Below are 24,523 nucleotides of genomic sequence, written 5' to 3'. Positions count from 1 at the left end.
TAAGCGTTAACAGCGGGTGACGATCGCCGCGAGTGGGGTCTTGCTGGGTGGGTAGGTGCGCCGCATCACGCGGGTGGCAAGGATCCTGACGTTCTTGTCAGAATCGATGTGGCGGGAATCGGCGCTGTGGAGCGCCGGCTTCGACGAAGGTCGAGCCGCGCAGCCTGGGGCGCGTCGCTACGCTGGCGCCTCCGCCATCAGGGACGTGTCATGTCGCAGCAGGCCTATGCCGCCGGGCTGGAGCGCAACCCGGCCAACTTCACCGCGCTCTCGCCGCTGACCTTCCTGCGCAAGGCCGCGCTGGTGCATCCGCAGCGCGTGGCCCTGGTCCATGGCGAGCGCCGGCTGACCTGGGCCGATGAGTACGCGCGCTGCCGGCGCCTGGCCAGCGCGCTGCAGCGCTGGGGCGTGGGCAAGGGCGATACGGTGGCGGCGATGCTGCCCAACACGCCGGCGATGTTCGAGCTGCATTACGGCCCGGCCATGCTCGGTGCGGTGCTCAATACGCTCAATACGCGCCTGGACGCGGCGACGCTGGCCTTCATGTTCGACCATGCGCAGGCCAGGGTGCTGTTCACCGATCGCGAGTTCGCGCCGGTGATCGCCCAGGCGCTGGAACTGTGCACGCACCGGCCGCGGGTGATCGATGTGGACGATGCGCAGGTGACCGAGGGCGCCTTCCTCGGCGAGATCGAGTACGAGGCGTTCCTCGCCGGCGGCGATGCCGGGTTCGAGATGCAGCTGCCGCGGGATGAGTGGGAGGCGATCTCGCTCAACTACACCTCCGGCACCACCGGCGATCCCAAGGGCGTGGTCTACCACCACCGCGGCGCGTACTTGAATGCCGTGGCGAACATCATCGACTGGGGCATGCCGCAGCATCCGGTCTATCTGTGGACGCTGCCGATGTTCCACTGCAACGGCTGGTGCTTTCCTTGGACGATGGCGGCGGTGGCGGGGTTACAGGTGTGCCTGCGCCGGTTCGATGCCCAGCGCGTGTTCGCGCTGATGCGCGAGCACGGCGTCACCCATTACTGCGGCGCGCCGATCATCCACAGCGCGCTGGTGGCCGCGCCGGAGGCGTGGAAGCAGGGCATCAGCGGCGTGCGGGCGCAGATCGCCGGTGCCGCGCCGCCGGCGGCGGTGATCGAAGGCATGGAGCGCATGGGCTTCCACATCACCCACGTCTACGGCCTGACCGAGGTCTACGGGCCGGCCTCGCTGTGCATTCCGCGCCCGGAATGGGACGCGTTGGACATCGCGCAGCGCGCCGAGCGCAACAGCCGCCAGGGCGTGGCCTGCCTGCTGCAGGAGGACATGCAGGTGCTCGACCCGGACACGCTGGCGCCGGTGCCATGGGACGGCATGACCGTGGGCGAGATCATGTACCGCGGCAACCTCACCATGAAGGGCTATCTGAAGAATCCCGACGCCACGGCGCGGGCGTTCCAAGGCGGCTGGTTCCATACCGGCGACCTGGCCGTGGTGTATCCCGATGGCTATGCCAAGATCCGCGACCGCTCCAAGGACGTGATCATCTCCGGCGGCGAGAACATCTCCTCCATCGAGGTCGAGGACGCGCTGTGCCGGCACCCGTCGGTGATGGCCGCGGCCGTGGTCGCGCGGCCGGACCAGCAGTGGGGCGAGACCCCGTGCGCCTTCGTCGAGCTCAAGTCGGGCGCCGACCCGCTGGATGCGAATACCCTGCAACAGCATTGCCGCTCGCACCTGGCCGGGTTCAAGGTGCCGCGCGCCTTCGTCTTCGGCGAACTGCCGCGCACGGCCACCGGCAAGGTGCAGAAGTTCGTGCTGCGCGACCGGGCCCGGGAGCTCTAGCGGCGCCTCGTTCTGGCATGATCGATCCACCACAGCGAAGGAGTGCGCAATGGACGTCGGAGCGCGGTGTGCGAGGGCAGCCCTGAACCTGATGGCGGCCTTGTCCCTATCGTGGATGCCGCTGGCCGCGCAGGCACAGCAGAAGGCGTCCACGCAGGACGAGGAGACCATGTCCGAGGAGGCGGCCCGGGTGGCCTCGACCGATGGACGCGTCAATCCCTCCTGTGGCGAGCTGATGTTCCGCGTGCTGCCGGGCGAGTTCAATTTCTGCTTGGCTAAGCGTTATTGGCTTGAAGGCAAATACCAACAGGCCGAAGAGATGTTCAGGCTGTCCGCGGGGTGGGGCAACAAGTTTGCGCAGCGGGCGTTGGGAACGGCGTACTTCAATGGTGACCACGTGGCGCAGGATCGACCGCTGGGGCTGGCCTGGCTGGCGCTCGCCGCCGAGCGCAAGGAACCGGATGCCGTGGCGCTGTACCAGTCAGCGCTGTCCAAGGTCTCCCCGGCGGAGAAGGAGCGCGCGATTTTGCTCCAGCAGCAGCTGCAGCCACGCTACGGGGATGCGTTCGCCGCGCTTCGGGCGGACCGGCGCTTGAACCGCAACCTCAAGGAAATCACCAGCAATCCGGTCTACGGCACGGGTTGGTGCTTCAGCGGCGTCAACGGCGTGGGAATTACCCGGATCGAGGGCCTGGAGGCACAAGGAAGCGGGACGCCGGAGGCATGTACATTGGCCTCCGAAGACGCAGTCGTGCGCGCGATCCGGGTCTATTCGGACAAGTATTTCGACGGCTGGAAGGGGCACGTCACCGTCGGCGAGCTCGAAGCTGCCGGGAGATAAGCCAAGAGCTCGACAGCTGACGTGGGGCCGGCGCGGCTTCGACCATGGTCCAAGCATCGACCATGGTCCAACGGTCTGGCGCGCGGGCGCCCTCTATGCTCGCTGGCATCGGCGCTCGGGAGGGGGCTTGGATGTCATCGTATGAAGAGGTGTACCGCCGTTCGGTCGAGGAACCGGAGGCGTTCTGGGCGCAGGAAGCCAAGGCCATCCACTGGCATGTCCCGCCGCAGCAGATCCTGGATTATTCCAATCCGCCGTTCCGCAAGTGGTTCGTCGGCGGGCAGACCAACCTCTGCTACAACGCCGTCGACCGCCACCTGGAGACGCGACCCGACCAGCTGGCGCTGGTGGCCGTGTCCACCGAGACCAACGTCACCCGCGAGATCACCTATCGGCAGCTGCACGAGGAGGTCAACGCCTTCGCGGCGGTGCTCAAGCAGTTGGGCGTCGGCCGCGGCGATCGGGTGGTGGTGTACATGCCCAACATGGCCGAGGCGGTGTTCGCCATGCTGGCCTGCGCGCGCATCGGGGCGATCCACTCGGTGGTGTTCGGCGGCTTCGCCGCGCACAACCTGGCGCTGCGCATCGATGACGCCAAGCCCAAGCTGCTGATCGCCGCCGACGCGGGCATCCGCGGCGGCAAGGTGATTCCGTACAAGCCGATGATCGATGCGGCCTGCGCCGAGGCCAGGTTCGCACCGCCCAAGGTGCTGATCGTCTCGCGCGATCTGGATCCGGCCGAGCCGAAGGTGCCGGGGCGCGACGAGGACTACGCCACCCTGCGCGCGCAGGTCGGGCAGACGCAGGTGCCGGTGGAATGGCTGGAATCCAACGAGCCCAGCTATCTGCTCTACACCTCCGGCACCACGGGCAAGCCCAAGGGCGTGCAGCGCGACGTCGGCGGCTACGCGGTGGCGATGGCGCAGTCGATGCGCACCATCTTCGACTGCGCGCCGGGGCAGGTGATGTTCTCCACCTCGGACGTGGGCTGGGCGGTGGGGCATTCGTACAACGTGTACGGGCCGCTGATCGGCGGCTGCACCTCGCTACTGTACGAAGGCCTGCCCACCCATCCCGATCCGGGCATCTGGTGGGCGCTGTGCGAGCAGTACGGCGTGCGCACGATGTTCTCTTCGCCGACCGCGATCCGCGTGCTGAAGAAGCACGACGTCGACTTCATCCGGCGCCACGACCTGTCCGAGCTGAAGTACCTGTTCCTCGCCGGCGAGCCGCTGGACGAGCCCACCGCGCACTGGATCACCGACGCGCTGCGCAAGCCGGTGATCGACAACTACTGGCAAACCGAGACCGGCTGGCCGGCGCTGTGCGTGCTGCCGGGCGTGGACATGAAGCCGGTGCGCTTCGGCTCGCCGGGCTTCCCGAATCTCGGCTACCGGATGAAGGTCATCGACGAGGCCACCGGCGAGGAAGTCGCGCCCAACCAGAAGGGCGTGCTGGTGATGCAGCCGCCGCTGCCGCCGGGCTGCATGAGCACGATCTGGAACGACGACCAGCGCTTCCTCGACAGCTACTTCAGCCATTTCAAGGAGCTGCTGTACAGCTCGCTGGACTGGGCGATCCGCGACGAGGACGGTTATACCTTCATCCTCGGCCGCACCGACGATGTGATCAACGTGGCCGGGCACCGGCTGGGCACGCGCGAGATCGAGGAGTCGGTGTCCGGCTTCGGCGCGGTGGCCGAGGCGGCGGTGGTGGGCGTGGCCGACGAGGTCAAGGGGCAGGTGCCGATCGTGTTCGCCACGCTGCGCCAGGCCACCGACGAGGTGGCCGCACGCAACAGCGCGGCCGACGGCATGCGCAGGATCGTGGAGACCGATCTGGGCGCGGTGGCGCGGCCGGCGCGGGTCTATATCGTCAACGCGCTGCCCAAGACGCGCTCGGGCAAGCTGCTGCGGCGCTCGATCCAGGCCCTGGCGCAGGGCGCCGATCCGGGCGACCTGTCCACGCTGGACGATCCCAATGCGCTGGAGGAAGTGCGCCGCGCGCTGTCGCGCGGACCGGACGCGGGGAGCTGAGTAGAAAGGAATGAGTGGAAAGCGGCAGCGACGCTTCCGCTTCTACTCCTCTTTCGTTCTTCGCTGCTGCTCACTCGCTGCTCGCTCCTCCGGCGGCAGGCCAACGTACCGCGCCCGCGGACGGATCAGCTTGCCCAGCGTCTGCTGCTCCAGCGCATGCGCCAGCCAGCCGGCGAGGCGGCCGCTGGCGAAGACCACCAGCGCGGGCGAGGCGGGCAGGTCGTAGAGAAAGCACAGGGCCGCCAGCATCAGATCGATATTGGGGCGCAGGCCGCTGGCCTCTTCGGCGCGCGCGATCAGCGCCTCCAGCTGCGCCAGACGCGGACAGTCGGCGCGGTGGGTGCGCAGCATCGACAGCAGTTCGGCCGCGCGCGGGTCGCCATGCGGATACATCGCATGGCCGAAGCCCGGCAGGTCGTCGCCGCGCGCCCAGCGGGCGGCTACCTCGTCGGCGCCGGCCTGCAGCAGCGCATAGGCGCGCGCGGTGGCGCCGCCGTGACGGGGGCCGGACAGCGCCGCCAGTCCACTGCAGACCGTGGCATGCAGGTGCGCGCCGGTGGAAGCCACCACGCGCGCGGCGAAGGCCGAGACATTGAGTTCGTGGTCCGCGCACAGCACCAGCGCGGCACGCACCAGTTCGGCGAAGTCCGCATCGCCCGGCACCCAGGCCTGGGCCAGTTGAAGATGCACGGGAGTGGACGCGGGCTGCTGGCCGATCAGCAGCGCCGCGTTCTGCCGCAGCAGCTGTGCGGCCACGTCGAAGCGCACCGCCGGGGCCAGGTTGAACGAATGCCGCACCTCCAGCGCCAACAGCGGGATGCAGGCCAGGGTGCGCTCCAGCGGCGGCAGGCCCTGGTCCAGTGCCAGTCGCGCCACCGTCGGCGGCCAGGCCGATGGCGAGGCGGCGAAGGGATCGTGGCCGGCGCTGTCCCACAGCAGCCGCGCGGTCTGCTCCAGCGTGGCGCCGTCGCGGACCGCGACCACCGCCGAGCGGCCGCGGTAATAGGGACCATCGGCCTGGATCAATGAAATGCCGGTCTCCAGGACGGGCAGGCCGCGATCCAGGCTCTGCGCGGCGCCGCGCGCCGCGCCGCGGCCGGCGCGCTTGTTCTGCGCCAGACGCTCCACGTCCTGGCGCCGGTACATGCGGCTGCGATGGTCCGGACCGGGGCGAGATTCCAGCAGGCCGCGGCTGACGTAGGCATAGAGCGTGGCGCTGGTGATGCCGAGGAGCTCGCAGGCCGTGGCGGCCGGAATCAGGTCGTGGTCCATGACAGGTTGATTTGTGCGATCAAGATTGATCAATGCATCGCAGGGTGCCAGATTGCGCCTCGCCCCGCGAGTGCGCCACTGCCGCGCCGCACGCCCGTCCCGATCCAGGAGTTCCGCCATGTCCACTTCCAGCCCCGGCGCCCGCTTCCGCGCCGCCCTGGCCGCCGAGTCGCCGTTGCAGGTGATCGGCGCGATCAACGCCAACCACGCCCTGCTGGCCCAGCGCGCCGGCTACAAGGCGCTCTATCTGTCCGGCGGCGGCGTGGCGGCCGGCTCGCTGGGCCTGCCGGACCTGGGCATCAACACGCTTGAAGACGTGCTCATCGACACCCGCCGCATCACCGATGTGTGCGAGCTGCCGCTGCTGGTGGACATCGACACCGGCTTCGGCGCCAGCGCGTTCAACATCGAGCGCAGCATCAAGTCGCTGATCAAGGCCGGCGCGGCCGCCTGCCACATCGAGGACCAGGTCGGCGCCAAGCGCTGCGGTCATCGCCCGGGCAAGGAGATCGTCAGCCAGGGCGAGATGGTGGACCGGGTCAAGGCCGCGGCCGATGCCAAGGCCGATCCGGACTTCTTCCTGATCGCCCGCACCGACGCGATCCAGGCCGAGGGCGTGGACGCGGCGATCGCCCGCGCCATCGCCTGCGTGGAGGCCGGCGCCGACGGCATCTTCGCCGAAGCAGCCTACGACCTGGAGACCTACCGGAGCTTTGTCGAGGCGGTCAAGGTGCCGGTGCTGGCCAACATCACCGAGTTCGGCGCCACGCCGCTGTTCACCCGCGACGAACTGGCCAGCGTGGGCGTGGCGATCCAGCTGTTCCCGCTGTCGGCCTTCCGTGCCGCCAACAAGGCCGCCGAGCGCGTCTACCAGGCGATCCGCCAGGACGGCTCGCAGCAGGCCGTCCTGGACACCATGCAGACCCGCGAAGAGCTGTACGAACGCATCGGCTACCACGCCTTCGAGCACAAGCTGGACGCACTGTTCGCCGGCAAGCGGGCATGATCGGGCTCCCTTCGACCTGATCTTGCGCATGCCATGAACTTTTCGCGTCCGCCCGCCGCAGAACGCCAGCGCCGTACCCGCATCGACCGGCGCGAGACCGCGCGCCACCTGCTGCAGACCGAACTGGAGAAGCTGCAGGGCGAGGAGCGCGCGATCGTCGAGCGCTTCATCGCCAAGCGCCAGGTCGCACGCAACGTGGCGCGCGAGTTCAGCCAGAACCGCACGCTGGGCGAGCGCGTGGCCGACCGGGTCGCCGAGGTCGGTGGCAGCTGGAGCTTCATCATCGCCTTCGGCGTGTTCCTGGCGGTGTGGATGGCGATCAACAGCTTCGTGCTGGCCAAGGCCTTCGATCCCTATCCCTACATCCTGCTCAACCTGTGCCTGTCCTGCCTGGCGGCGATCCAGGCGCCGATCATCATGATGAGCCAGAACCGCCAGGCCGCCGCCGACCGCCTGCGCGCGGAGAACGACTACCAGGTCAACGTCAAGTCCGAGCTGGAGATCCTGCAGGTCCACGAGAAGCTCAACCAGCTGCGCGAGCAGGACTGGGCCACGCTGGTCGAACTGCAGAACCGCCAGATCGAAATGCTGCAACAGCTGCTGGTCCAGCGCGACGCGCCGCCGACCGCTGCGCCTTAACACGTCACATCGAAGCAAACCCCCGGGAGGAAACACCGTGTCCGAGCAACCCACCGCCACCGGCTTCAAGCCGAAGAAATCCGTCGCGCTGTCCGGCACGCCGGCGGGCAACACCGCGCTGTGCACCGTCGGCCGCACCGGCAACGATCTGCACTACCGCGGCTACGACATCCTGGACCTGGCCAAGAGCGAGTTCGAGGAAGTCGCCTACCTGCTGGTACACGGCAAGCTGCCCACGCGCGACGAGCTGCGCGGCTACAAGGCCAAGCTCAAGTCGCTGCGCGGCCTGCCCGCCGCGGTCAAGGCCGTGCTGGAGGAGCTGCCCGCTTCGGCCCATCCGATGGATGTGATGCGCAGCGGCGTGTCGGCGCTGGGCTGCGTGCTGCCCGAGAAGGACGATCACAACCATCCCGGCGCCCGCGACATCGCCGACAAGCTGATGGCCTGCCTCGGTTCGATGCTGCTGTACTGGTATCACTGGAGCCACAACGGCCGCGCCATCGACGTGGAGACCGACGACGATTCGATTGGCGGCCACTTCCTGCATCTGCTGCACGGCGTGGAGCCGCGCAAGGAATGGGTCGAGGCGATGCATACCTCGCTGGTGCTCTACGCCGAGCACGAGTTCAACGCCTCCACCTTCACCTGCCGCGTCATCGCCGGCACCGGCAGCGACATGTACAGCGCCATCTGCGGCGGCATCGGCGCGCTGCGCGGGCCCAAGCACGGCGGCGCCAACGAAGTGGCCTTCGAAGTGCAGAAGCGCTACGACACGCCCGACGAGGCCGAGGCCGACATCAAGGCGCGTGTTGAGCGTAAGGAAGTGGTGATCGGCTTCGGCCACCCTGTGTACACGGTCAGCGATCCGCGCAACAAGGTGATCAAGCAGGTCGCCCACGACCTGTCCAAGGCGCAGGGCAGCACCAAGATGTACGACATCGCCGAGCGCCTGGAGACGGTGATGTGGGACATCAAGAAGATGTTCCCCAACCTGGACTGGTTCAGCGCGGTCAGCTATCACATGATGGGCGTGCCGACGGCGATGTTCACGCCGCTGTTCGTCATCGCGCGCACGGCGGGCTGGAGCGCGCATGTGATCGAGCAGCGCATCGACGGCAAGATCATCCGTCCCAGCGCCAACTACACCGGTCCGGAAGATCTCGCCTTCGTGCCGATCGACAAGCGCAGCTGATGCGGCGTACGGTACTGCGCTGAAAGAAAGAAGGAGGGCCGGCAATGCCGGCCCTCCTTCGTTGCGCGTCGCGATGAAGTCGCTTGCGTCAGCAAGCCGGCGTGTTCACGAGCGTGGCTTGAGCGACTGCACGCGATAGAAGGTGTGATCGCCGATCGTGGCCACGGTGTAGGCGTTGGCCCAGCTGGGTGCGACCAGTTCGTGCGCGGCGAAGTGACTGGCACCGGGGACGATCTCGCGCCGCGCGCCGCGCGGCAGCGCCCAGTTGCGCTCCGAATCCAGCGCCACCGACACAGAGCGCGCCCATGCGCCGCCGTTCTGCAGACGCGTGGAGCTGGGCACGATGCCAGGGGCGAACTGATGCCGTGCGGTGACCACCTCGCACAGCGAGTTGCCCCACAGCCCGCTGTCGCGGCGTCGCAGCGCGACTTCCGCAACGGCTTCTTGTCCACGCATGCTCTGGTCCCGCGCCTCGAGATAGACGGTGGTGGACAGACATAGCGAATCGGCGGCCGGCTGTGGCATCACATGTGACGACAGCCATAAGATCCAGGCCAGTTTCATCGAACTCCTTGCTCCGTTTGGCCGCATGCGAAGGGGTCGTCCCACGAAACTGGGGAAGACGGCCGGCACAGCGGTTGGGCGTCATGGGGAGGCAGCCATCTCACGGGCTACCCGGGTGCTGGCCTTGAATGAAAGGGTGGCCAGGCAAGACCCGCCTGAACTGGGCGGCGGGTCGGAAAGTCGGCGCAAGGTACGAGCCGAATTCAAAACGTCAACTGAATATCGACGCTTGCATCACGACGCTGACTACGGCAGTCAGCGTCTCATGACAGTGCGATGTTGATGCCGCGATGCAGCACGTTCACAGCGCGCGTGATGCGTGTTCTTCAAAGCGTTGCGGCGAGACGACTGGCCTGATCGATCGCACGCTTGGCATCGAGTTCGGCCGCCACATCCGCACCGCCGATCAGATGCGGCGTGATGCCTTGCGCCTGCAGCAGATCGAACAACTCGCGTCGCGGTTCCTGGCCTGCGCAGATCACCACATGGTCGACCGGTAGCGTCTGCTCGGATCCATCCACGCGGAGATGCAGGCCTTCATCATCCACACCCAGATACTCCACGCCACCGAGCATGCGCACCTGCTTGGCCTTCAGCGTGGCGCGATGCACCCAGCCCGACGTCTTGCCCAGGCGCGCACCGGGCCGACCCGGCGTGCGCTGCAGCAGCCACACCTCGCGCGCCGGCGGTTCGGGCTTCGGCGCGACCAGACTGCCCGGCGCTTCGAAGCTTGCATCCACGCCCCACTGCGCCATCCAGCGCTTGGGATCGGTGCTCGGCGACGCACCGTGTTCGACCAGATACTCGGCCACGTCGAAGCCGATGCCGCCGGCGCCGATCAACGCCGCACGCGCGCCGACCTGCACGCGCCCGGAGAGCACATCCACATAGCTGACCACCTTGGGATGATCCGCGCCCGGCATCTGCACCGTGCGCGGCGTGATGCCCGTGGCCAGCACCACCGCATCAAAACCCTTGAGCGTGTCCACATCGGCGAGCGTGTCCAGGTGCAGCTCCACGCCCGTGTCGTCGAGGCGCTGGCGGAAGTAGCGCAGCGTCTCGTGGAATTCCTCCTTGCCGGGGATGCGCTTGGCATAGTTGAACTGGCCGCCGATCTCGCTGCCGCCTTCGAACAGGCTCACCCGGTGTCCGCGTTCGGCCGCGACCGTGGCGCAGGCCAGGCCCGCCGGACCCGCACCGACCACGGCGATGCGACGCGGGCGCTCGGTCTTGCGATAGACCAGCTCGGTCTCGGCGCAGGCGCGCGGGTTGACCAGACAGCTGGCGCGCTTGTTCTGGAAGACGTGGTCCAGGCAGGCCTGGTTGCAGGCGATGCAGGTGTTGATCCGCGCCGCATCGCCGGTGCGCGCCTTGCGCACCCAGTGCGGGTCAGCCAGCAGCGGTCGCGCCAGCGACACCATGTCGGCCTTGCCGGCCGCCAGGAGGTCCTCGGCCACCTGCGGCATGTTGATGCGGTTGGTGGCGATCACCGGCACCGACACCTCGCCCCTGAGCTTGGCAGTGACATCGGCGAAGGCCGCGCGCGGCACCGAGGTGACGATGGTCGGCACGCGCGCCTCGTGCCAGCCGATGCCGGAATTGATCAGGGTCGCGCCGGCGGCCTGCACCGCGCGGGCCTGCGCGACGATGTCCGGCCAGGCGTTGCCGCCTTCGACCAGGTCCACCAGCGACAGGCGGTAGATGATGATGAAGTCCGGCCCGCAGGCCTCGCGCACGCGTCGCACGATCTCCACCGCGAAGCGCATCCGGCGCGCGGCATCGCCGCCCCAGGCGTCGTCGCGCTGGTTGGTGCGCGCGGCGGTGAACTGGTTGATCAGATAACCCTCCGATCCCATCACTTCCACGCCGTCGTAGCCGGCCTGACGGGCCAGGCGTGCGGCATGGGCGTAGGCATCGATCTGGCGCTCGACGCCGCGCACGCTCAGCGCCCGGGGCGCGAAGGGATTGATCGGCGCCTTGAGGCGCGAGGGCGCGACCGACAGCGGGTGATAGGCATAGCGCCCGGCATGCAGCAGCTGCAGGCAGATCTTCGCCCCGTGCGCATGCGCGGCCTGGGTGACCTGGCGATGCGGGCGTGCCTCCCACGGCCAGGACAGCTTGCCGCCGAACGGCTTGAGCCAACCGACCAGGTTGGGCGCGAAGCCGCCGGTCACGATCAGCCCGACTTCGCCCTGCGCGCGCTCGGCCACGTAGGCCGCCAGCTTGCGGAAGTCGGCGGCGCGGTCTTCCAGGCCGGTGTGCATCGAGCCCATCAGCACCCGGTTGCGCAGCCGCGTGAAGCCCAGGTCCAGCGGCGCCAGCAGATGCGGGTAAGGGGGGGCGGCTTCGTTCAGGTTGGCCTGGCTCGGCGTCTGGCTGGGCATGTCAATACGCTTGCGTATGGAAGAGTGCGCGCACCTTGCCGCAAGGCGCTGCGCCGGACAAGAGGCGCTGACGCAACGGCAACGTTGGCTTCACCTGAACCGAAGGCAATGAACGATTCGGACACACAATTGGCGCATGGTTTTCACACCACGTGCGCTTTGGCGCCCGTATAACGTGGCCCGCGCCAGGCAGGGGCGCGAGTCGACTTGTTAGGCTGCTGTTAACACGATCTTCACGAGCCCCTGCATAATCTGCGCCGGTGTTGACGGCACCCTCGCCGTTCAAACATTGGACTGAATGCCGTAAGGCTCGGGATGACCCCACGCCCACGCAGTCGGTTTTCAAAACCCTGAACTCTCAAGGAGTCGCAAATGAACAAGAAACTTCTCTGCGCCGCGATGCTGGCCGGACTGAGCGTGGCGCAGGCCGCTTCGGCTCAGGAGTTTGATGACCGCTGGTACCTGACCGGTTCGGTCGGCTACAACCTGCAGGACAGCGACCGCAAGACCGACGACGCTCCGTTCGCCACCCTGGGCCTGGGCAAGTTCATCAGCCCGAACTGGTCGCTGGACGGTGAGCTGAACTATCAGAACCCGAGCCTGGACCCGGAAGACAACCTGAACTGGTCGCAGTACGGCATCTCGTTCGACCTGCGTCGCCACTTCATCCAGGAAGGCCGCGGCTGGAACCCGTACGTCCTGATGGGCCTGGGCTACCAGCGCTCGGAGGAAGAGTACGACAACTTCCCGAACCCGGATTCCCCGGCCAAGAACAAGGACGGCAACTTCGCCGCCAAGGTCGGCGTCGGTCTGCAGACCACCTTCGACAGCCGCGTCGCCGTGCGCGCCGAAGTGGCCTACCGTGGCGACTTCAACGACCAGAGCCACCGCGCTCCGGACGAGTCGTGGTTCGGTGACGTGCTGGCTTCGGTCGGCGTCGTGATCCCGCTGGGCACCAAGGCCGTTCCGGTCGCCCCGCCGCCGCCGCCGCCGCCGGCTCAGACCTGCGCCGACCTGGATGACGACGGTGACGGCGTCAACAACTGCGACGACAAGTGCCCCGGTTCGCAGGCTGGCCAGACCATCGGTCCGGACGGCTGCCCCGCTCCGGTCACCATCGACCTGAAGGGCGTGAACTTCGACTTCAACAAGGCGACCCTGCGTCCTGACGCGGTGGCGATCCTGAACGAGGCCGTCGAGATCCTCAAGCGCTACCCCGACCTGCGCGTCGAAGTCGCCGGTCACACCGACCTGTGCGGTACCGAGACCTACAACCAGAAGCTGTCCGAGCGTCGTGCGAAGACCGTGTACGACTTCCTCACCAACAATGGTGTGTCCTCGTCGCGTCTGGTTGGACCGATCGGCTACGGCGAGAGCCGTCCGCTGGAGCAGACCCCGAACACGTTCCCGGCCTGCAAGAGCGAGAAGAACCGTCGTACGGAGCTGAACGTCCAGAACTAATCTGGCCGCTCAGGGGTTGGCTGCGGGATACCGCAGCCGCCTCCAGCATTAAGAAAAGCCCGGCCTTGCGCCGGGCTTTTTCTTTGTGCTTCTGCCGAAATCGAGGCCTCGACGCGATGGAGCGTTGCGGCTTTCGATGTCGGGGTCTCGCAGTCGTCGAGGTCGCAGCTTCGGAAGCGCCGCGGTCCGGGCTGTGTGGCATGAGGGCACAGGGTGGCCGATGGCGCAAAGTTCTCCGGGCCTCGACCCGATCTCGGTGGGAGCCGCCATGGCGGCGATGAGGCCTTCCCGGTAAAACCCCATCGCCGCCATGGCGGCTCCCACCTGTAGAGCGGAGCTTGCTCCGCTGCGTTTCGTCCGGTTCGTGGGGAAGGCCCCAGCGGAGCAAGCTCCGCTCTACAGGCAGGTTGCTGCGAGATTTGAGGAGACAGTTGCTCCCACCGAAGCATGCGGCGCGATCAGGCCTTTCCCAGCCAGACATTGGCCATGGAGGAGTCGTCCAGCCGTGGAGCCGCGCCTGGCCGTGGCGGGGCTACCGGACGAGATGAGCTCACTGGCCCGCACGCGCTTCACCGACGGATTGGCGGTTCTGAGCTCCGGCGAAGAATCCTCTGTCTCGCGCGGAGCTCCGTGCACCGTATTCAGTCTTTTCTTTCAGTGATTTGCATGGAAAACATCGTGTAACGGTTGATTGTCTGCGCGCCGCCTGCCTAAACTCCCGCAACCCTCTTTTTCTCCTTGCGAACTCCCTATGCGCGCATCCCTCGTTGCGGTCGTTTCCCTGCTCGCCGTTGCTCCGTTCGCACACGCCGAAGCGGCGCAGGACTGTAACGGCGTGGTGCCGCAACCGCTGCCGCAGCGCACGACCGTGCTCTCGCCGGTGGCCGTGGAGCTGTTCGCCAACACCACCAGCCTGGGCGCGCCCAGTGGCGTGCTGGCGCAGTCCTACAACGACGCGCAGTCGGTCGATCGCGTGCTGCTGCGGATGAAGGTCGACGGCTGCCGCGAGCTGGCCATGGCCACGCCGGCGGTGAAGGCCAACGATCCGGCCGCCTACCAGCCCAAGACCCAGTACGACAACACGCCCTGGCGCTTCGACATGAACCAGAACGGCAAGCGCATGACGGCCGACGAGTTCGATGCCTGGATGAAGTCGCGCGGCGTGCGCGTGGTCAAGGCCAAGCCGGCCGCTGCGGCCGCCGCGGTCGCCGTGCCGCCGGGCGAAGTGGTCGCGACGCCGGCCGCCGCGCCCGCCGCGGCAGTGCCGACCGCCGACAAGCAGTAAGTCCGCGCCGTCGGCCCACGCGGCGACGGCATACAGGGGCGCATTCCGATGGCGACGCACAAGCCGGTTCGCGACGATGCGCCGCGGCACGGGTTGGCGCGCGCGCTGTCCAAGCTGGGCCTGTGCTCGCGCACCGAAGCGGCGCGCTGGATCGCGGCGGGGCGCGTGCGGGTGGACGGGCGCGTGGTGCGCGATCCGGAGTTCCCGACTGTCGCCGGCCGTTCGCGGATCGAGGTCGATGGCCAGGCGGACGCGGAAGCGGGCGTCGAACGCCGCTATCTGATGCTCAACAAGCCGCGCGGACTGGTCACCACGGCGCGCGACGAACAGGGGCGCGACACGGTCTATCGCTGCCTGGACGGCGCGGGTCTGCCGTGGCTGGCGCCGGTGGGGCGGCTGGACAAGGCCAGCGAAGGCCTGCTGCTGCTGAGCAACGATCCGGCCTGGGCGGCGGCGATCACCGACCCGTCGACGGGGCCGAGCAAGACCTATCACGTGCAGATCGATGCGATTCCCGATGCCGCGCTGCTGGCGCGACTGGAGCAGGGCGTGTCGGTCGAGGGCGAACACCTGCGTGCCGCCCGCGCGCAGCTGCTGCGCAGCGGCGGGCGCAATGCCTGGCTGGAGATCACGCTGGACGAGGGGCGCAACCGCCAGATCCGGCGGCTGCTCGAGGCGTTCGGCCTGTCCACGCTGCGCCTTGTGCGTGTGGCGATCGGCGAGCTGCCGCTGGGCGCATTGGCCAAGGGCGCGTGGCGTGAACTGACACCGCAGGAGGTGAGCGCGCTGGCGCCGCCTTCCGACGTGGCCCCGCCCGGAAAGAAGGTCGCTCCCTGACCTGATCCGGGCTTAGCTGGATTCCAGCGCGGGCGGCGCTTGTGGCCGCCATCCGCGCACGGCGCTTTACCTCTGCGCCGATGGAACCTTCAACCAATGGCCCAGGCCAAGGCCGTTCTGGCCCCGGCCAGCGGTAAACGAATCAGCTCTTCAGCACGCCCAGCTCGTGGCCGATGCGGATGAAGGCGTCGATGGCCTGGTCCAGGTGCGCGCGGGTGTGCGCCGCGCTGATCTGGGTGCGGATGCGGGCCTGGCCCTTGGGCACCACCGGGAAGAAGAAGCCGATCGCGTAGATGCCTTCTTCCAGCAGGCGCTCGGCGAAGCGCTGCGCCAGCGGCGCGTCGTAGAGCATCACCGGGCTGATCGGGTGCACGCCGGGCTTCAGGTCGAAGCCGGCGGCGGTCATCCGTTCGCGGAAATAGGCCGTGTTGTCGCGCAGCTGCGTGCGCAGGTCGCCGGCGGCGTCGAGCATGTCGAAGGCCTTGATCCCGGCGGCCACCACGTGCGGCGGCAGCGAATTGGAGAACAGGTAGGGACGCGAGCGCTGGCGCAGCAGTTCGACCACCTCGGCGCTGGCGGTGGTGAAGCCGCCCAGCGCGCCGCCCATCGCCTTGCCCAGCGTGCCGGTGATGATGTCGATCCTGTCCAGCACGCCCTTGACCTCGGCCGAGCCGCGCCCGGTCTGGCCCAGGAAGCCGGTGGCGTGGCATTCGTCGATATGGACCAGCGCGCCGTACTTGGCGGCCAGAGCGGTGATCTCGTCGAGCGGGGCGATGAAGCCGTCCATCGAGAACACGCCATCGGTGGTGATCAGCTTGGTCCGGCAGCCGGCGGCGTCGGCCGCCTGCAGCTGCGCCTCCAGGTCGGCCATGTCGCAGTTGGCGTAGCGGAAGCGCTTGGCCTTGCACAGGCGCACGCCGTCGATGATCGAGGCGTGGTTGAGCGCGTCGGAGATGATCGCGTCGTCCTCGCCCAGCAGCGGTTCGAACAGGCCGCCGTTGGCGTCGAAGCAGGCCGCGTACAGGATGGTGTCCTGCTTGCCGAAGAAGCGCGCGATGGTCTGCTCGAGCTGCTTGTGCAGGTCCTGGGTGCCGCAGATGAAGCGCACCGAGGCCATGCCGAAGCCGTGCGTGTCCAGCGCCTGCTTGGCCGCGGCGATGATGTCCGGGTGGTCGGCCAGGCCCAGGTAGTTGTTGGCGCAGAAGTTCAACACCTGGCGCCCGTCGGCCAGGGTGATCTGCGCCGACTGCGGGCCGGTGATGATGCGCTCGGACTTGAACAGCCCGGCCTCGCGGATGCCGTCCAGCTCCTCGGCGTAGCGGTGGGTCAGGGCGGGGAGGGCATCGGTCATCGCGGCGGGCCTGGGAACGGGAACGGAAGGGCGCATTTTACGCGCCCGCCCCGCCGAGGCCGGTTCGCGGGTTCAGCCTGATTCCCGTTGGCGATAAGCACGCGCGCTTTCATTATTTCGTGGCACATTCATGCCTGGGCAGCATAAGCATTCCTGAATGCAGCCCCGCTCGCTGTCCATTACGCAAGGAAATCCGCCATGACCCTCACCCGCACCCGTCGCCTGACTCGCCTGTTCGCGCTGGTCATGGCCTCGTGCCTGCTGACCGTGGCCGCGGCGGCCATGGCCCAGCAGAAGCAGCTGCTCAACGTGTCCTACGACCCTACGCGCGAGCTCTACCGCGCCCTGTCCGACGCCTTCAGCCAGGACTGGAAGGCCAAGCATGGCGAATCGGTCAGCGTGGAGAGCTCGCACGGCGGCTCGGGCAAGCAGGCGCGTGCGGTGATCGATGGCCTGGAGGCCGACGTGGTCACCCTGGCGCTGGCCTACGACATCGACTCGATCGCCAGCCAGGCCAAGCTGCTGCCGACCGACTGGCAGAAGCGCCTGCCGGACAACAGCGCGCCCTATACCTCGACCATCGTCTTCCTGGTGCGCAAGGGCAATCCGAAGCAGATCAAGGACTGGCCCGACCTGCTCAAGCCCGGCGTGCAGGTGATCACGCCCAATCCCAAGACCTCCGGCGGCGCGCGCTGGAACTATCTGGCCGCCTGGGCCTATGGCCTGCACATCTTCAAGGGCGACGAGGCCAAGACCCGGCGCATGGTGACCGCGCTGTACAACAACGTGCCGGTGCTGGACACCGGCGCGCGCGGGGCGACCACCACCTTCGTCCAGCGCGGCATCGGCGATGTGCTGCTGGCCTGGGAGAACGAGGCCTTCCTGTCGCAGGAAGAGCTGGGCAAGGACAAGTTCGACATCGTCGTGCCCAAGCTGTCGATCCTGGCCGAGCCGCCGGTGGCGCTGGTGGACAAGAACGTGGACAAGCACGGCACGCGCGCCGAGGCGCAGGGCTTCCTGGAGTTCCTGTACACGCCGGAGGCGCAGAAGATCATCGCGCACAACTTCTACCGCCCGCGCCATCCCGAGTTCGCCGACGCGGCCGACATCGCGCGCTTCCCCAAGGTGCAGCTGGTGACGGTGGATCAGGTGTTCGGTGGCTGGGCCAAGGCGCAGGCCAAGCACTTCGCCGACGGCGGTGAGTTCGACAAGATGCTGGCGGGAAAGAAGCGGCCTTGAGCGTTGCGATTCCTGCAGCAGGGCGCGCGCGCCGAAGGCGGGTGATTCCCGGCTTCGGCCTCAGCCTGGGCACCACCTTGCTGTGGCTCGGGCTGATCGTGCTGCTGCCGCTGGCGGGGGTGTTCATCAAGTCGGCCGGCCTGGGCTGGCACGGACTGTGGGCCGTCTGGACCGACCCGCGCGTGCTGGCCGCGCTGCGCGTGAGCTTTTCCACCGCGCTGGCGGCGGCGGCGTTCAACGCGGTGGCCGGCACGCTGGTGGCCTGGGTGTTCGTGCGCTACGACTTTCCGGGCAAGCGTCTGTTCGATGCGGTGGTGGATCTGCCGTTCGCGCTGCCCACGGCGGTGGCCGGCATCGCACTGACCCAGCTCTATGGCCCGACCGGCTGGCTCGGCCGCTGGCTGGAGGCCGGCGGACTCAAGGTCGCCTACACCCCCCTGGGCATCACGGTGGCGCTGGTGTTCATCGGCCTGCCGTTCGTGGTGCGCGTGGTCGAGCCGGTCCTGGCCGAGGTCGAATCCGAACTGGAGGAGGCCGCCGCCAGCCTCGGCGCCGGGCGCTTGCGCACGGTCGCGCAGGTGGTGCTGCCCACGGTGTGGCCGGCGGTGCTGTCCGGCTTCGCGCTGGCGTTCGCGCGTGGGGTGGGCGAATACGGCTCGGTGATCTTCATCGCCGGCAATCTGCCGGGCGTGTCGGAGATCGCGCCGCTGCTGATCACCATCAAGCTGGAGGAGTTCGATTACGCCGGTGCCACCGCGATCGCCGCGGCGATGCTGCTGCTGTCCTTCTTCCTGCTGCTGGTGATCAACACGCTGCAGGCGCGGCTGGCGCGGCGCGGCCTGAAGGTGCCGGCCTGATGGCCGCCGTGTCCGTGCCCGTGCCACGGCGCGCGCTGCGCGCGCCGACCACCGAGCCGGCGTGGATGAAGTGGACGCTGGTAGGGCTGGCGCTGCTGTTCCTGCTGTCCTTCCTGCTGTTGCCGCTGGTGCTGGTGTTCACCGAGGCGCTGCGCAGCGGCCTGCCGACCTTTCTCAAGGCGATCACCGACCGCGACGCGCTGGCGGCGATCCGGCTGACCCTGGTGGTGACCGCGATCGTGGTGCCGCTGAACCTGATCTTCGGCATCGCCGCGGCCTGGGCGGTGAGCAAGCACCGCTTCCCCGGCAAGCGTATCCTGGTCAGCCTGATCGACCTGCCGTTCGCCGTCTCGCCGGTGGTGGCCGGCCTGGTCTTCATGCTGATCTTCGGCCGCCAGGGTTGGGCTTGGCCGCTGATCGACGAGGGCTGGCGCGTGCATCTGCCGGTGTTGGGGGACACGCTGATCCAGCTGCCGCAGATCGTGTTCGCGCTGCCGGGCATCGTACTGGCCACGACCTTCGTCACCTTCCCCTTCATCGCCCGCGAGCTGATGCCGCTGATGGAGCAGCAGGGCAGCGACGAGGAGCTGGCCGCGCTCAGCCTGGGCGCCAGCGGCTGGCAGACCTTCTGGCGCGTGACCCTGCCCAACATCCGCTGGGCGCTGCTGTACGGCGTGCTGCTGTGCGCGGCCAGGTCGATGGGCGAGTTCGGCGCGGTTTCGGTGGTGTCCGGGCATATTCGCGGGCGCACCAACACCTTGCCGCTGCACGTGGAAATCCTCTACAACGAGTACGCCTACAGCGCGGCCTTCGCCGCCGCCTCCCTGCTGGCGCTGAGCGCGCTGGTCACCCTGGCGCTCAAGTCCTGGCTGGAATGGCGCCACGGCGAGGCGCTGGCGGCCAGACACCGACACTGATTCAAGGTCCGCAACAATCCATGGGCATCACGGTCGAACACCTCTCCAAGCGCTTCGGCGCCTTCGCCGCGCTGGACGCGATCGATCTGGACATCCGTCCGGGCGAGCTGCTGGCGCTGCTGGGCCCGTCCGGGTCGGGCAAGACCACGCTGCTGCGGGTGATCGCCGGGCTGGAGCATGCCGACGGCGGGCGCGTGCTGTTCGATGGCCAGGACGCCTCGGTGCTGCCGGTGCAGCAGCGCCAGGTGGGCGTGGTGTTCCAGCACTACGCGCTGTTCAAGCACATGCGGGTGGAGGAGAACATCGCCTTCGGCCTCAAGGTCCGCCGTGGCCGCGCGCGCTGGCCGAAGGCCCGGATCGCCGCGCGCGTGCGCGAGCTGCTCTCGCTGGTGCAGCTCGAGGGCTTGGGCGCGCGCTATCCCACCCAGCTCTCCGGCGGTCAGCGCCAGCGCGTGGCCCTGGCGCGTGCGCTGGCGATCGAGCCGAAGATGCTGCTGCTGGACGAGCCCTTCGGCGCGCTCGATGCCAAGGTGCGCCGCGACCTGCGCCGCTGGCTGCGCCAGGTACACGAGGCGACCGGGGTGACCACCGTGTTCGTCACCCACGACCAGGAAGAGGCGCTGGAGCTGGCCGACCGCGTGGCCATCCTCAACAAGGGCCGCATCGAACAGATCGGCACGCCGGCGCAGGTCTACGACCAGCCCGCGTCGGCCTTCGTCTACGGCTTCGTCGGCGAGGCCAACCGCCTCTCGGGCCACAAGGCCGGCGAGGTGCTGCGCGTCGGCGGTCTGGAGCTGGCTGCGCCGCAAGGCGATGCGCTGGCCGACGGCGCGGTGGCGCTGTTCGTGCGTCCCCAGGATCTGCAGCCGGTCGCGCCGGGGCAGGGCGGCTGGCAGGCGCAGGTGGAGAGCGTGCAGCGCAGCGGTCCGCGCCAGCGCATCCATGCCCGTCTCGACGATGGCACGCCGTTGGAGCTGGAGCTGCCGGCCGCGACCGAAAGCGTGCAGGTGGGCGCGCGGGTCGGCCTGGTCCCGGCGCGCTGGGGCGCCTTCGCCGAGCGCTAGCCGGGCTTGCCGATGCGCCGGCAGCTTGCGGTCGAGTGACAGTTGCTGCCTGGCCAGCGGATCACCAACTCACGGCGTTCTCGCCGGACGGACATGGAACGAAAAAGGCGCCTTGCGGCGCCTTTCGCGTGATGACCCGAGGAGGACCTCAGTTCCAGCTCAGCACGACCTTGCCGGCCTTGCCTTCCTCCATCAGGTCGAAGCCCTTCTGGAAGTCGTCGATCGGCAGCTGGTGGGTCAGCACCTTGCCCAGCGGGAAGCCGCTCAGCACCAGCTGGGTCATCTTGTACCAGGTCTCGTACATCTTGCGGCCGTAGATGCCCTGCACGGTCAGGCCCTTGAAGATGATCTTGTCCCAGTCCGCGCCGGCGCCGCGCGGCATGATGCCGAGCATGGCGATCTTGCCGCCGTGGTACATGCAGTCGAGCATGTCGTTGAAGGCGCGCGGGTTGCCGCTCATCTCCAGGCCGACGTCGAAGCCTTCCATGTGCAGGTCGGCCATCACGTCCTTGAGCGAGGTGTTGGCGACGTTGACCACGCGCGTGGCGCCCATGTCGGCGGCCAGCTTGAGGCGGAAGTCGTTGACGTCGGTGACCACCACGTTACGCGCGCCGATGTGCTTGCAGATGCCGGCGGCGATGATGCCGATCGGGCCGGCGCCGGTGATCAGCACGTCCTCGCCGATCACGTCGAACTCCAGCGCGCAATGCGCCGCGTTGCCGTAGGGGTCGAAGAACGCGGCCAGCTCGGAGGGGATCTGGTCGGGGATCGGCCACAGGTTGGAGGCCGGCATCACCATGTACTCGGCGAAGGCGCCGTTGACGTTGACGCCGATGCCGACCGTGTTAGGGCACAGGTGCGGACGTCCGCCGCGGCAGTTGCGGCAGTGCCCGCAGACGATGTGGCCCTCGGCCGAGACGCGCTGGCCGACCTGGTAGCCGGTCACCGCCGAGCCCAACTGCGCAATACGGCCGACGAACTCATGGCCGATGGTCAGGCCCGGCTTGATGGTGCGCTGGCTCCACTCGTCCCACAGGTAGATGTGCAGGTCGGTGCCGCAGATGGCGGTCTTCTCCAGCTTGACCAGCACCTCGTTGGGGCCGGGCACGGGCTTGGCGACCTGTTCCATCCAGATGCCCTTGCCCGCCTCGCGCTTGACCAGCGCTTTCATCGTGTCCGCCATGGTGCGTTGCAACCAAAGACAAAGAGGAGACCAATTATAAGCCGCGGCCCGGCGTGGACCTTTCATCCACGCCGGGCCGCCGTCCCCGCTTGCGCGATCAGAAGCGCGCGTCGACCGTGAAGAACACCTGGCGCGGGGCGCCGGCCATCAGGGTCTGGTTGTAGCCGTCCGGATCGGAGGCGACATAGCCGTTGGTGCCGGTGGTGGCGAAGTAGCGCTTGTCGGTCAGGTTGGTCACGTTGACCGAGACGTCCAGGCGGGAGAGCGCGCCGACCCGGCCGAAGTCGTAGCCGCCGCCGGCGTTGAACAGCCAGTAGCTGGGCACGCTGGAGTCGTTGAGGTAGGTGAGGTAGCGCTTGTCGGTGTACTTGCCGTCGATCGAGGCGTGCCAGCCGTCCTGCCGCCAGGACAGGCTGGAGGAGAACATCCATTCCGGCAGGCCGACGACCTGCTTGCCCTTGGTCGCCACCACGCCGTTGTTGAGGTAGTCGTCCTGGTACTTGGAGCGGTTCCAGGACAGGGTGTTGAGCCAGCTCAGTCCGTCGATCGGCTTCCACACCAGGGCCAGGTCGACGCCGCTGCTGTCCACCTCGCCGACGTTGCTCAGGATCGCCGAGCAGGTCTGGATGGCGCTGCACGGGGAGATGGTCAGCAGGCGGTTGGAGAAGCGCGTGTAGTAGGCGCCGACCGAGGCCTCGTAGCGCTCGCCATGGGTACGCCAGCCGGCCTGCACGGTCTGCGACTGCTCCGGGTCCAGGGTGTTCTTGAGCTGGTTGAACGTGGCCTGGTTGGTGGCGAACGGGCTGTAGCCGAAGGCGGCGATGTTCTTGCTGTAGGAGGCGTAGACGTCCTGCGCCTCGTCGAGCTTGTAGCTGATGCCGACCTGAGGCAGGAAGTGGTCGTCGGCCTTGATCGTGCCCTGCGCATAGCTGCTGCTGGGCACCAGCGAGCGCGCCTGGATCTGCGTGCTCACCGCTTTTGCGCCGAAGTTGAGGCTCAGCCGGTCGTCGAGCAGGTGCAGGGTGTCCTGCGCATAGGCCATGCGCGTGCGGATCTGATACTTCTGCAGGAACTGGCGGTAGAACGGGTCGCCGGCCTCGTAGAAGTTGAACATGGAAGTGAACGGCCCACCCAGCTGGAAGTAATTACGCTCCTGGGTGTTCTGCGCGTTCTCGGCCCATCCGCCCAGCTCGATCTCGTTGATGCCGATGTTGAACTTCAGCGCGGCGGTGCCGCCGAAGCGGTCCAGGCCGTAGTCGGTGGTGCGCATGGACAGCGGCACGCTGGCCGAGGTCGGCACGTAGGGCGTGACCCATTGCCCCTCGCCGCGGTCGCCGTGGTAGTAGCCGGTCACGTCCAGCGAGACGGCGGGACTGAAGACGAAGCTGCCGGCCAGCGCGGCCAGGGTGTCGTCGCGCAGACCGGCGCCCCAGTAGTAGGTGGCGTCCAGCCAGTCGTAGTCGGCCGGCAGGCCGGCCAGCGAGACCGGGTAGCCGTTGGCCACGCCGGCATAGGTACCGGTGCGCTGGTAGGCGCGCGCCATCTGCGCGGCAGTGGCCCAGTCCGGCACCAGGTAGTCGTAGTCCCAGCCCAGCACCTTCTGGCTGGTCAGCGACAGGTCCATGTAGTCCTGTTCCTTGCGCCGCGACTTGTCCACGAACAGGCTGACGCGGTTGCCCTCGCCCCAGGCGTACAGCGCCTTGGCGTTGAACTGCTCGTAGCGCTGGCTGCCGTCGCCCTTCCACTTGTCCATGTCCGAGTCGGCATAGGCCACGTAGGCCGACAGGTCGTTGTGCTCGCCGGTGTCCAGGCGCGCATAGGTGCGGCTGGCGTTGCGGTCGCCGACGGTCTGCGAGAAGCGACCGCCGAACTCGGTCTCCGGATCGGCCGAATAGAACTGCAGCGTGCCGCCCAGGTTGCTGTTGGAGGCCGTGCCCAGCGCGCCGGCGCCCTGCGCCAGTTCGACCGAGGCGATGTTCTCGGAGAGGATGGCGCGGGTGATGGACAGGCCGTTGGTGACGCCGTAGCTCATGTTGCCCAGCGGCACGCCGTCCAGGGTGAAGCCCAGGCGGCTCTGGTCGAAGCCGTGCAGGTAGATCGCGGTAGACCACTCGTAGGCGCCGGTGGCGTCGGCCGACTGGAACTGCACGCCAGGCAGCTTGTCGATCGCCTTCAGGGCGCTGCTGCCGGCGGGCAGGCGTTCGATGTCCTGCTGGTTGACGCGCTGCACCTGGCGGGTCGCGCCGCGCGCGACCACCGAGACCGCATCGAGCTGCTTGGCATCGGCCGGGGCCGCCTCGGCCGCGTCGGCCGGCGGGTCGGCGGCCTGGGCCAGGCCGGAGATGGAGCAGAGCAGGGCGAGCGCCAGGGCGCTGCGGCGCGGCGTGGGAATCGAAAGTGACATCGGTGAAAGCCGTGAGGGAGGAGGCGGCGGAACGGTGTCACCGATTCATGAAGTTGCGATGACGAGGCGATGACGTCCCGGATGTCGTGCGCCTGACAAACATCTGGCGTATACCGCTGGGCGGCCGGCGCTGCGCCGGGCTTTCTTTCGTTTCC

18 protein-coding genes and 1 pseudogene are annotated in these 24,523 nt (G+C 68.1%); 13 read left to right on the top strand and 6 right to left on the bottom strand.

The window, feature by feature from the left end; translation table 11 throughout:
- Positions 1 to 210: 210 nt before the first annotated feature.
- From WFQ05_RS13085 to prpE, 3 genes are all read left to right on the top strand, one after another.
- Complete coding sequence (locus WFQ05_RS13085; protein ID WP_337054173.1) at positions 211 to 1,836, top strand: acyl-CoA synthetase; 1,626 nt, start codon at positions 211 to 213, stop codon at positions 1,834 to 1,836.
- A 49-nt stretch (positions 1,837 to 1,885) separates the two neighbouring features.
- Positions 1,886 to 2,677, top strand: a complete 792-nt coding sequence (locus WFQ05_RS13080; RefSeq protein ID WP_337054172.1) for a hypothetical protein — start codon at positions 1,886 to 1,888, stop codon at positions 2,675 to 2,677.
- Positions 2,678 to 2,808: 131 nt separating this feature from the next.
- Positions 2,809 to 4,713, top strand: a complete 1,905-nt coding sequence (prpE, locus tag WFQ05_RS13075; protein WP_337054171.1) for a propionate--CoA ligase — start codon at positions 2,809 to 2,811, stop codon at positions 4,711 to 4,713.
- A 42-nt stretch (positions 4,714 to 4,755) separates the two neighbouring features.
- Here the strand turns inward: prpE and WFQ05_RS13070 are convergent, their stop codons facing one another.
- Positions 4,756 to 5,985: a citrate synthase family protein gene (locus WFQ05_RS13070; protein ID WP_337054170.1), complete on the bottom strand. Its 1,230-nt coding sequence runs from the start codon at positions 5,983 to 5,985 to the stop codon at positions 4,756 to 4,758.
- A gap of 118 nt (positions 5,986 to 6,103) precedes the next feature.
- Between WFQ05_RS13070 and prpB the strand changes: the two genes are divergently transcribed.
- From prpB to prpC, 3 genes are read left to right on the top strand one after another with little or no spacing between them, the layout of a single operon-like run.
- Entirely contained in the window at positions 6,104 to 6,991 is an 888-nt protein-coding gene (gene prpB / locus WFQ05_RS13065; RefSeq protein WP_337054169.1) for a methylisocitrate lyase, read from the top strand.
- Positions 6,992 to 7,024: 33 nt separating this feature from the next.
- Entirely contained in the window at positions 7,025 to 7,630 is a 606-nt protein-coding gene (locus tag WFQ05_RS13060) for a DUF1003 domain-containing protein (protein WP_130523431.1), read from the top strand.
- A gap of 37 nt (positions 7,631 to 7,667) precedes the next feature.
- Positions 7,668 to 8,822, top strand: a complete 1,155-nt coding sequence (prpC, locus tag WFQ05_RS13055) for a 2-methylcitrate synthase (RefSeq protein WP_337054168.1) — start codon at positions 7,668 to 7,670, stop codon at positions 8,820 to 8,822.
- 105 nt (positions 8,823 to 8,927) lie between these two features.
- Here the strand turns inward: prpC and WFQ05_RS13050 are convergent, their stop codons facing one another.
- Together WFQ05_RS13050 and WFQ05_RS13045 are read right to left on the bottom strand one after the other, a co-directional pair.
- On the bottom strand, positions 8,928 to 9,386 hold the full coding sequence (locus tag WFQ05_RS13050) for a cell wall hydrolase (protein WP_130516048.1): 459 nt from the start codon (positions 9,384 to 9,386) through the stop codon (positions 8,928 to 8,930).
- 326 nt (positions 9,387 to 9,712) lie between these two features.
- Positions 9,713 to 11,770: an NADPH-dependent 2,4-dienoyl-CoA reductase gene (locus WFQ05_RS13045; protein WP_337054167.1), complete on the bottom strand. Its 2,058-nt coding sequence runs from the start codon at positions 11,768 to 11,770 to the stop codon at positions 9,713 to 9,715.
- Positions 11,771 to 12,142: 372 nt separating this feature from the next.
- On the opposite strand from WFQ05_RS13045, the gene WFQ05_RS13040 reads away from it, so the two are divergent.
- The 3 genes from WFQ05_RS13040 to WFQ05_RS13030 all read left to right on the top strand — a co-directional run bounded on the left by WFQ05_RS13040 (position 12,143) and on the right by WFQ05_RS13030 (position 15,353).
- Positions 12,143 to 13,231, top strand: coding sequence for an OmpA family protein (locus WFQ05_RS13040; protein ID WP_130523433.1), 1,089 nt, complete (start codon positions 12,143 to 12,145; stop codon positions 13,229 to 13,231).
- Positions 13,232 to 13,982: 751 nt separating this feature from the next.
- Positions 13,983 to 14,516 (top strand): hypothetical protein, encoded by a 534-nt coding sequence (locus WFQ05_RS13035; RefSeq protein ID WP_337054166.1) that lies wholly within the window; start codon positions 13,983 to 13,985, stop codon positions 14,514 to 14,516.
- A gap of 48 nt (positions 14,517 to 14,564) precedes the next feature.
- A complete protein-coding gene (locus WFQ05_RS13030; RefSeq protein ID WP_337054165.1) occupies positions 14,565 to 15,353 on the top strand; it encodes a pseudouridine synthase in 789 nt (262 codons plus the stop codon).
- Positions 15,354 to 15,495: 142 nt separating this feature from the next.
- On the opposite strand, the gene kbl is transcribed toward WFQ05_RS13030, so the two are convergent.
- Complete coding sequence (gene kbl, locus WFQ05_RS13025) at positions 15,496 to 16,704, bottom strand: glycine C-acetyltransferase (RefSeq protein WP_337054164.1); 1,209 nt, start codon at positions 16,702 to 16,704, stop codon at positions 15,496 to 15,498.
- Between the two features lie 198 nt (positions 16,705 to 16,902).
- On the opposite strand from kbl, the gene WFQ05_RS13020 reads away from it, so the two are divergent.
- The 4 genes and pseudogenes from WFQ05_RS13020 (at position 16,903) to WFQ05_RS13005 (ending at position 20,781) form a co-directional block, all read left to right on the top strand.
- A complete protein-coding gene (locus WFQ05_RS13020) occupies positions 16,903 to 17,943 on the top strand; it encodes a sulfate ABC transporter substrate-binding protein (protein ID WP_337054163.1) in 1,041 nt (346 codons plus the stop codon).
- On the top strand, positions 17,940 to 18,800 hold the full coding sequence (gene cysT, locus WFQ05_RS13015) for a sulfate ABC transporter permease subunit CysT (protein ID WP_337054162.1): 861 nt from the start codon (positions 17,940 to 17,942) through the stop codon (positions 18,798 to 18,800). Before WFQ05_RS13020 ends, cysT begins: the two co-directional genes overlap by 4 nt.
- Before the next feature lie 41 nt (positions 18,801 to 18,841).
- A pseudogene (cysW, locus tag WFQ05_RS13010) lies at positions 18,842 to 19,717 on the top strand (sulfate ABC transporter permease subunit CysW); the annotation flags it as partial.
- A gap of 20 nt (positions 19,718 to 19,737) precedes the next feature.
- Entirely contained in the window at positions 19,738 to 20,781 is a 1,044-nt protein-coding gene (locus WFQ05_RS13005) for a sulfate/molybdate ABC transporter ATP-binding protein (protein ID WP_337054161.1), read from the top strand.
- A 148-nt stretch (positions 20,782 to 20,929) separates the two neighbouring features.
- Here the strand turns inward: WFQ05_RS13005 and tdh are convergent, their stop codons facing one another.
- Together tdh and WFQ05_RS12995 are read right to left on the bottom strand one after the other, a co-directional pair.
- The gene (tdh, locus tag WFQ05_RS13000; RefSeq protein WP_165394567.1) at positions 20,930 to 21,964 is read right to left on the bottom strand and encodes an L-threonine 3-dehydrogenase; all 1,035 of its coding nucleotides are present in this window, start codon (positions 21,962 to 21,964) and stop codon (positions 20,930 to 20,932) included.
- A 97-nt stretch (positions 21,965 to 22,061) separates the two neighbouring features.
- On the bottom strand, positions 22,062 to 24,368 hold the full coding sequence (locus WFQ05_RS12995) for a TonB-dependent receptor (RefSeq protein ID WP_337054160.1): 2,307 nt from the start codon (positions 24,366 to 24,368) through the stop codon (positions 22,062 to 22,064).
- Between the last annotated feature and the right edge of the window lie 155 nt (positions 24,369 to 24,523).

Source organism: Pseudoxanthomonas sp. USHLN014, from assembly GCF_037153335.1.
GTDB lineage: Bacteria > Pseudomonadota > Gammaproteobacteria > Xanthomonadales > Xanthomonadaceae > Pseudoxanthomonas_A > Pseudoxanthomonas_A winnipegensis.
Note: the sequence above shows the minus strand (reverse complement) of the source record. Positions and strands in the feature narration are given on the sequence as shown.

Excerpts from the sequence above, each read along its gene's own strand:
- WFQ05_RS13085 (WP_337054173.1), top strand. The coding sequence starts at position 211 with ATGTCGCAGCAGGCCTATGCCGCCGGGCTGGAGCGCAACCCGGCCAAC.
- WFQ05_RS13080 (WP_337054172.1), top strand. The coding sequence starts at position 1,886 with ATGGACGTCGGAGCGCGGTGTGCGAGGGCAGCCCTGAACCTGATGGCG.
- prpE (WP_337054171.1), top strand. The coding sequence starts at position 2,809 with ATGTCATCGTATGAAGAGGTGTACCGCCGTTCGGTCGAGGAACCGGAG.
- WFQ05_RS13070 (WP_337054170.1), bottom strand. The coding sequence starts at position 5,985 with ATGGACCACGACCTGATTCCGGCCGCCACGGCCTGCGAGCTCCTCGGC.
- prpB (WP_337054169.1), top strand. The coding sequence starts at position 6,104 with ATGTCCACTTCCAGCCCCGGCGCCCGCTTCCGCGCCGCCCTGGCCGCC.
- WFQ05_RS13060 (WP_130523431.1), top strand. The coding sequence starts at position 7,025 with ATGAACTTTTCGCGTCCGCCCGCCGCAGAACGCCAGCGCCGTACCCGC.
- WFQ05_RS13050 (WP_130516048.1), bottom strand. The coding sequence starts at position 9,386 with ATGAAACTGGCCTGGATCTTATGGCTGTCGTCACATGTGATGCCACAG.
- WFQ05_RS13045 (WP_337054167.1), bottom strand. The coding sequence starts at position 11,770 with ATGCCCAGCCAGACGCCGAGCCAGGCCAACCTGAACGAAGCCGCCCCC.
- WFQ05_RS13040 (WP_130523433.1), top strand. The coding sequence starts at position 12,143 with ATGAACAAGAAACTTCTCTGCGCCGCGATGCTGGCCGGACTGAGCGTG.
- WFQ05_RS13035 (WP_337054166.1), top strand. The coding sequence starts at position 13,983 with ATGCGCGCATCCCTCGTTGCGGTCGTTTCCCTGCTCGCCGTTGCTCCG.
- WFQ05_RS13030 (WP_337054165.1), top strand. The coding sequence starts at position 14,565 with ATGGCGACGCACAAGCCGGTTCGCGACGATGCGCCGCGGCACGGGTTG.
- kbl (WP_337054164.1), bottom strand. The coding sequence starts at position 16,704 with ATGACCGATGCCCTCCCCGCCCTGACCCACCGCTACGCCGAGGAGCTG.
- WFQ05_RS13020 (WP_337054163.1), top strand. The coding sequence starts at position 16,903 with ATGACCCTCACCCGCACCCGTCGCCTGACTCGCCTGTTCGCGCTGGTC.
- WFQ05_RS13005 (WP_337054161.1), top strand. The coding sequence starts at position 19,738 with ATGGGCATCACGGTCGAACACCTCTCCAAGCGCTTCGGCGCCTTCGCC.
- tdh (WP_165394567.1), bottom strand. The coding sequence starts at position 21,964 with ATGGCGGACACGATGAAAGCGCTGGTCAAGCGCGAGGCGGGCAAGGGC.
- WFQ05_RS12995 (WP_337054160.1), bottom strand. The coding sequence starts at position 24,368 with ATGTCACTTTCGATTCCCACGCCGCGCCGCAGCGCCCTGGCGCTCGCC.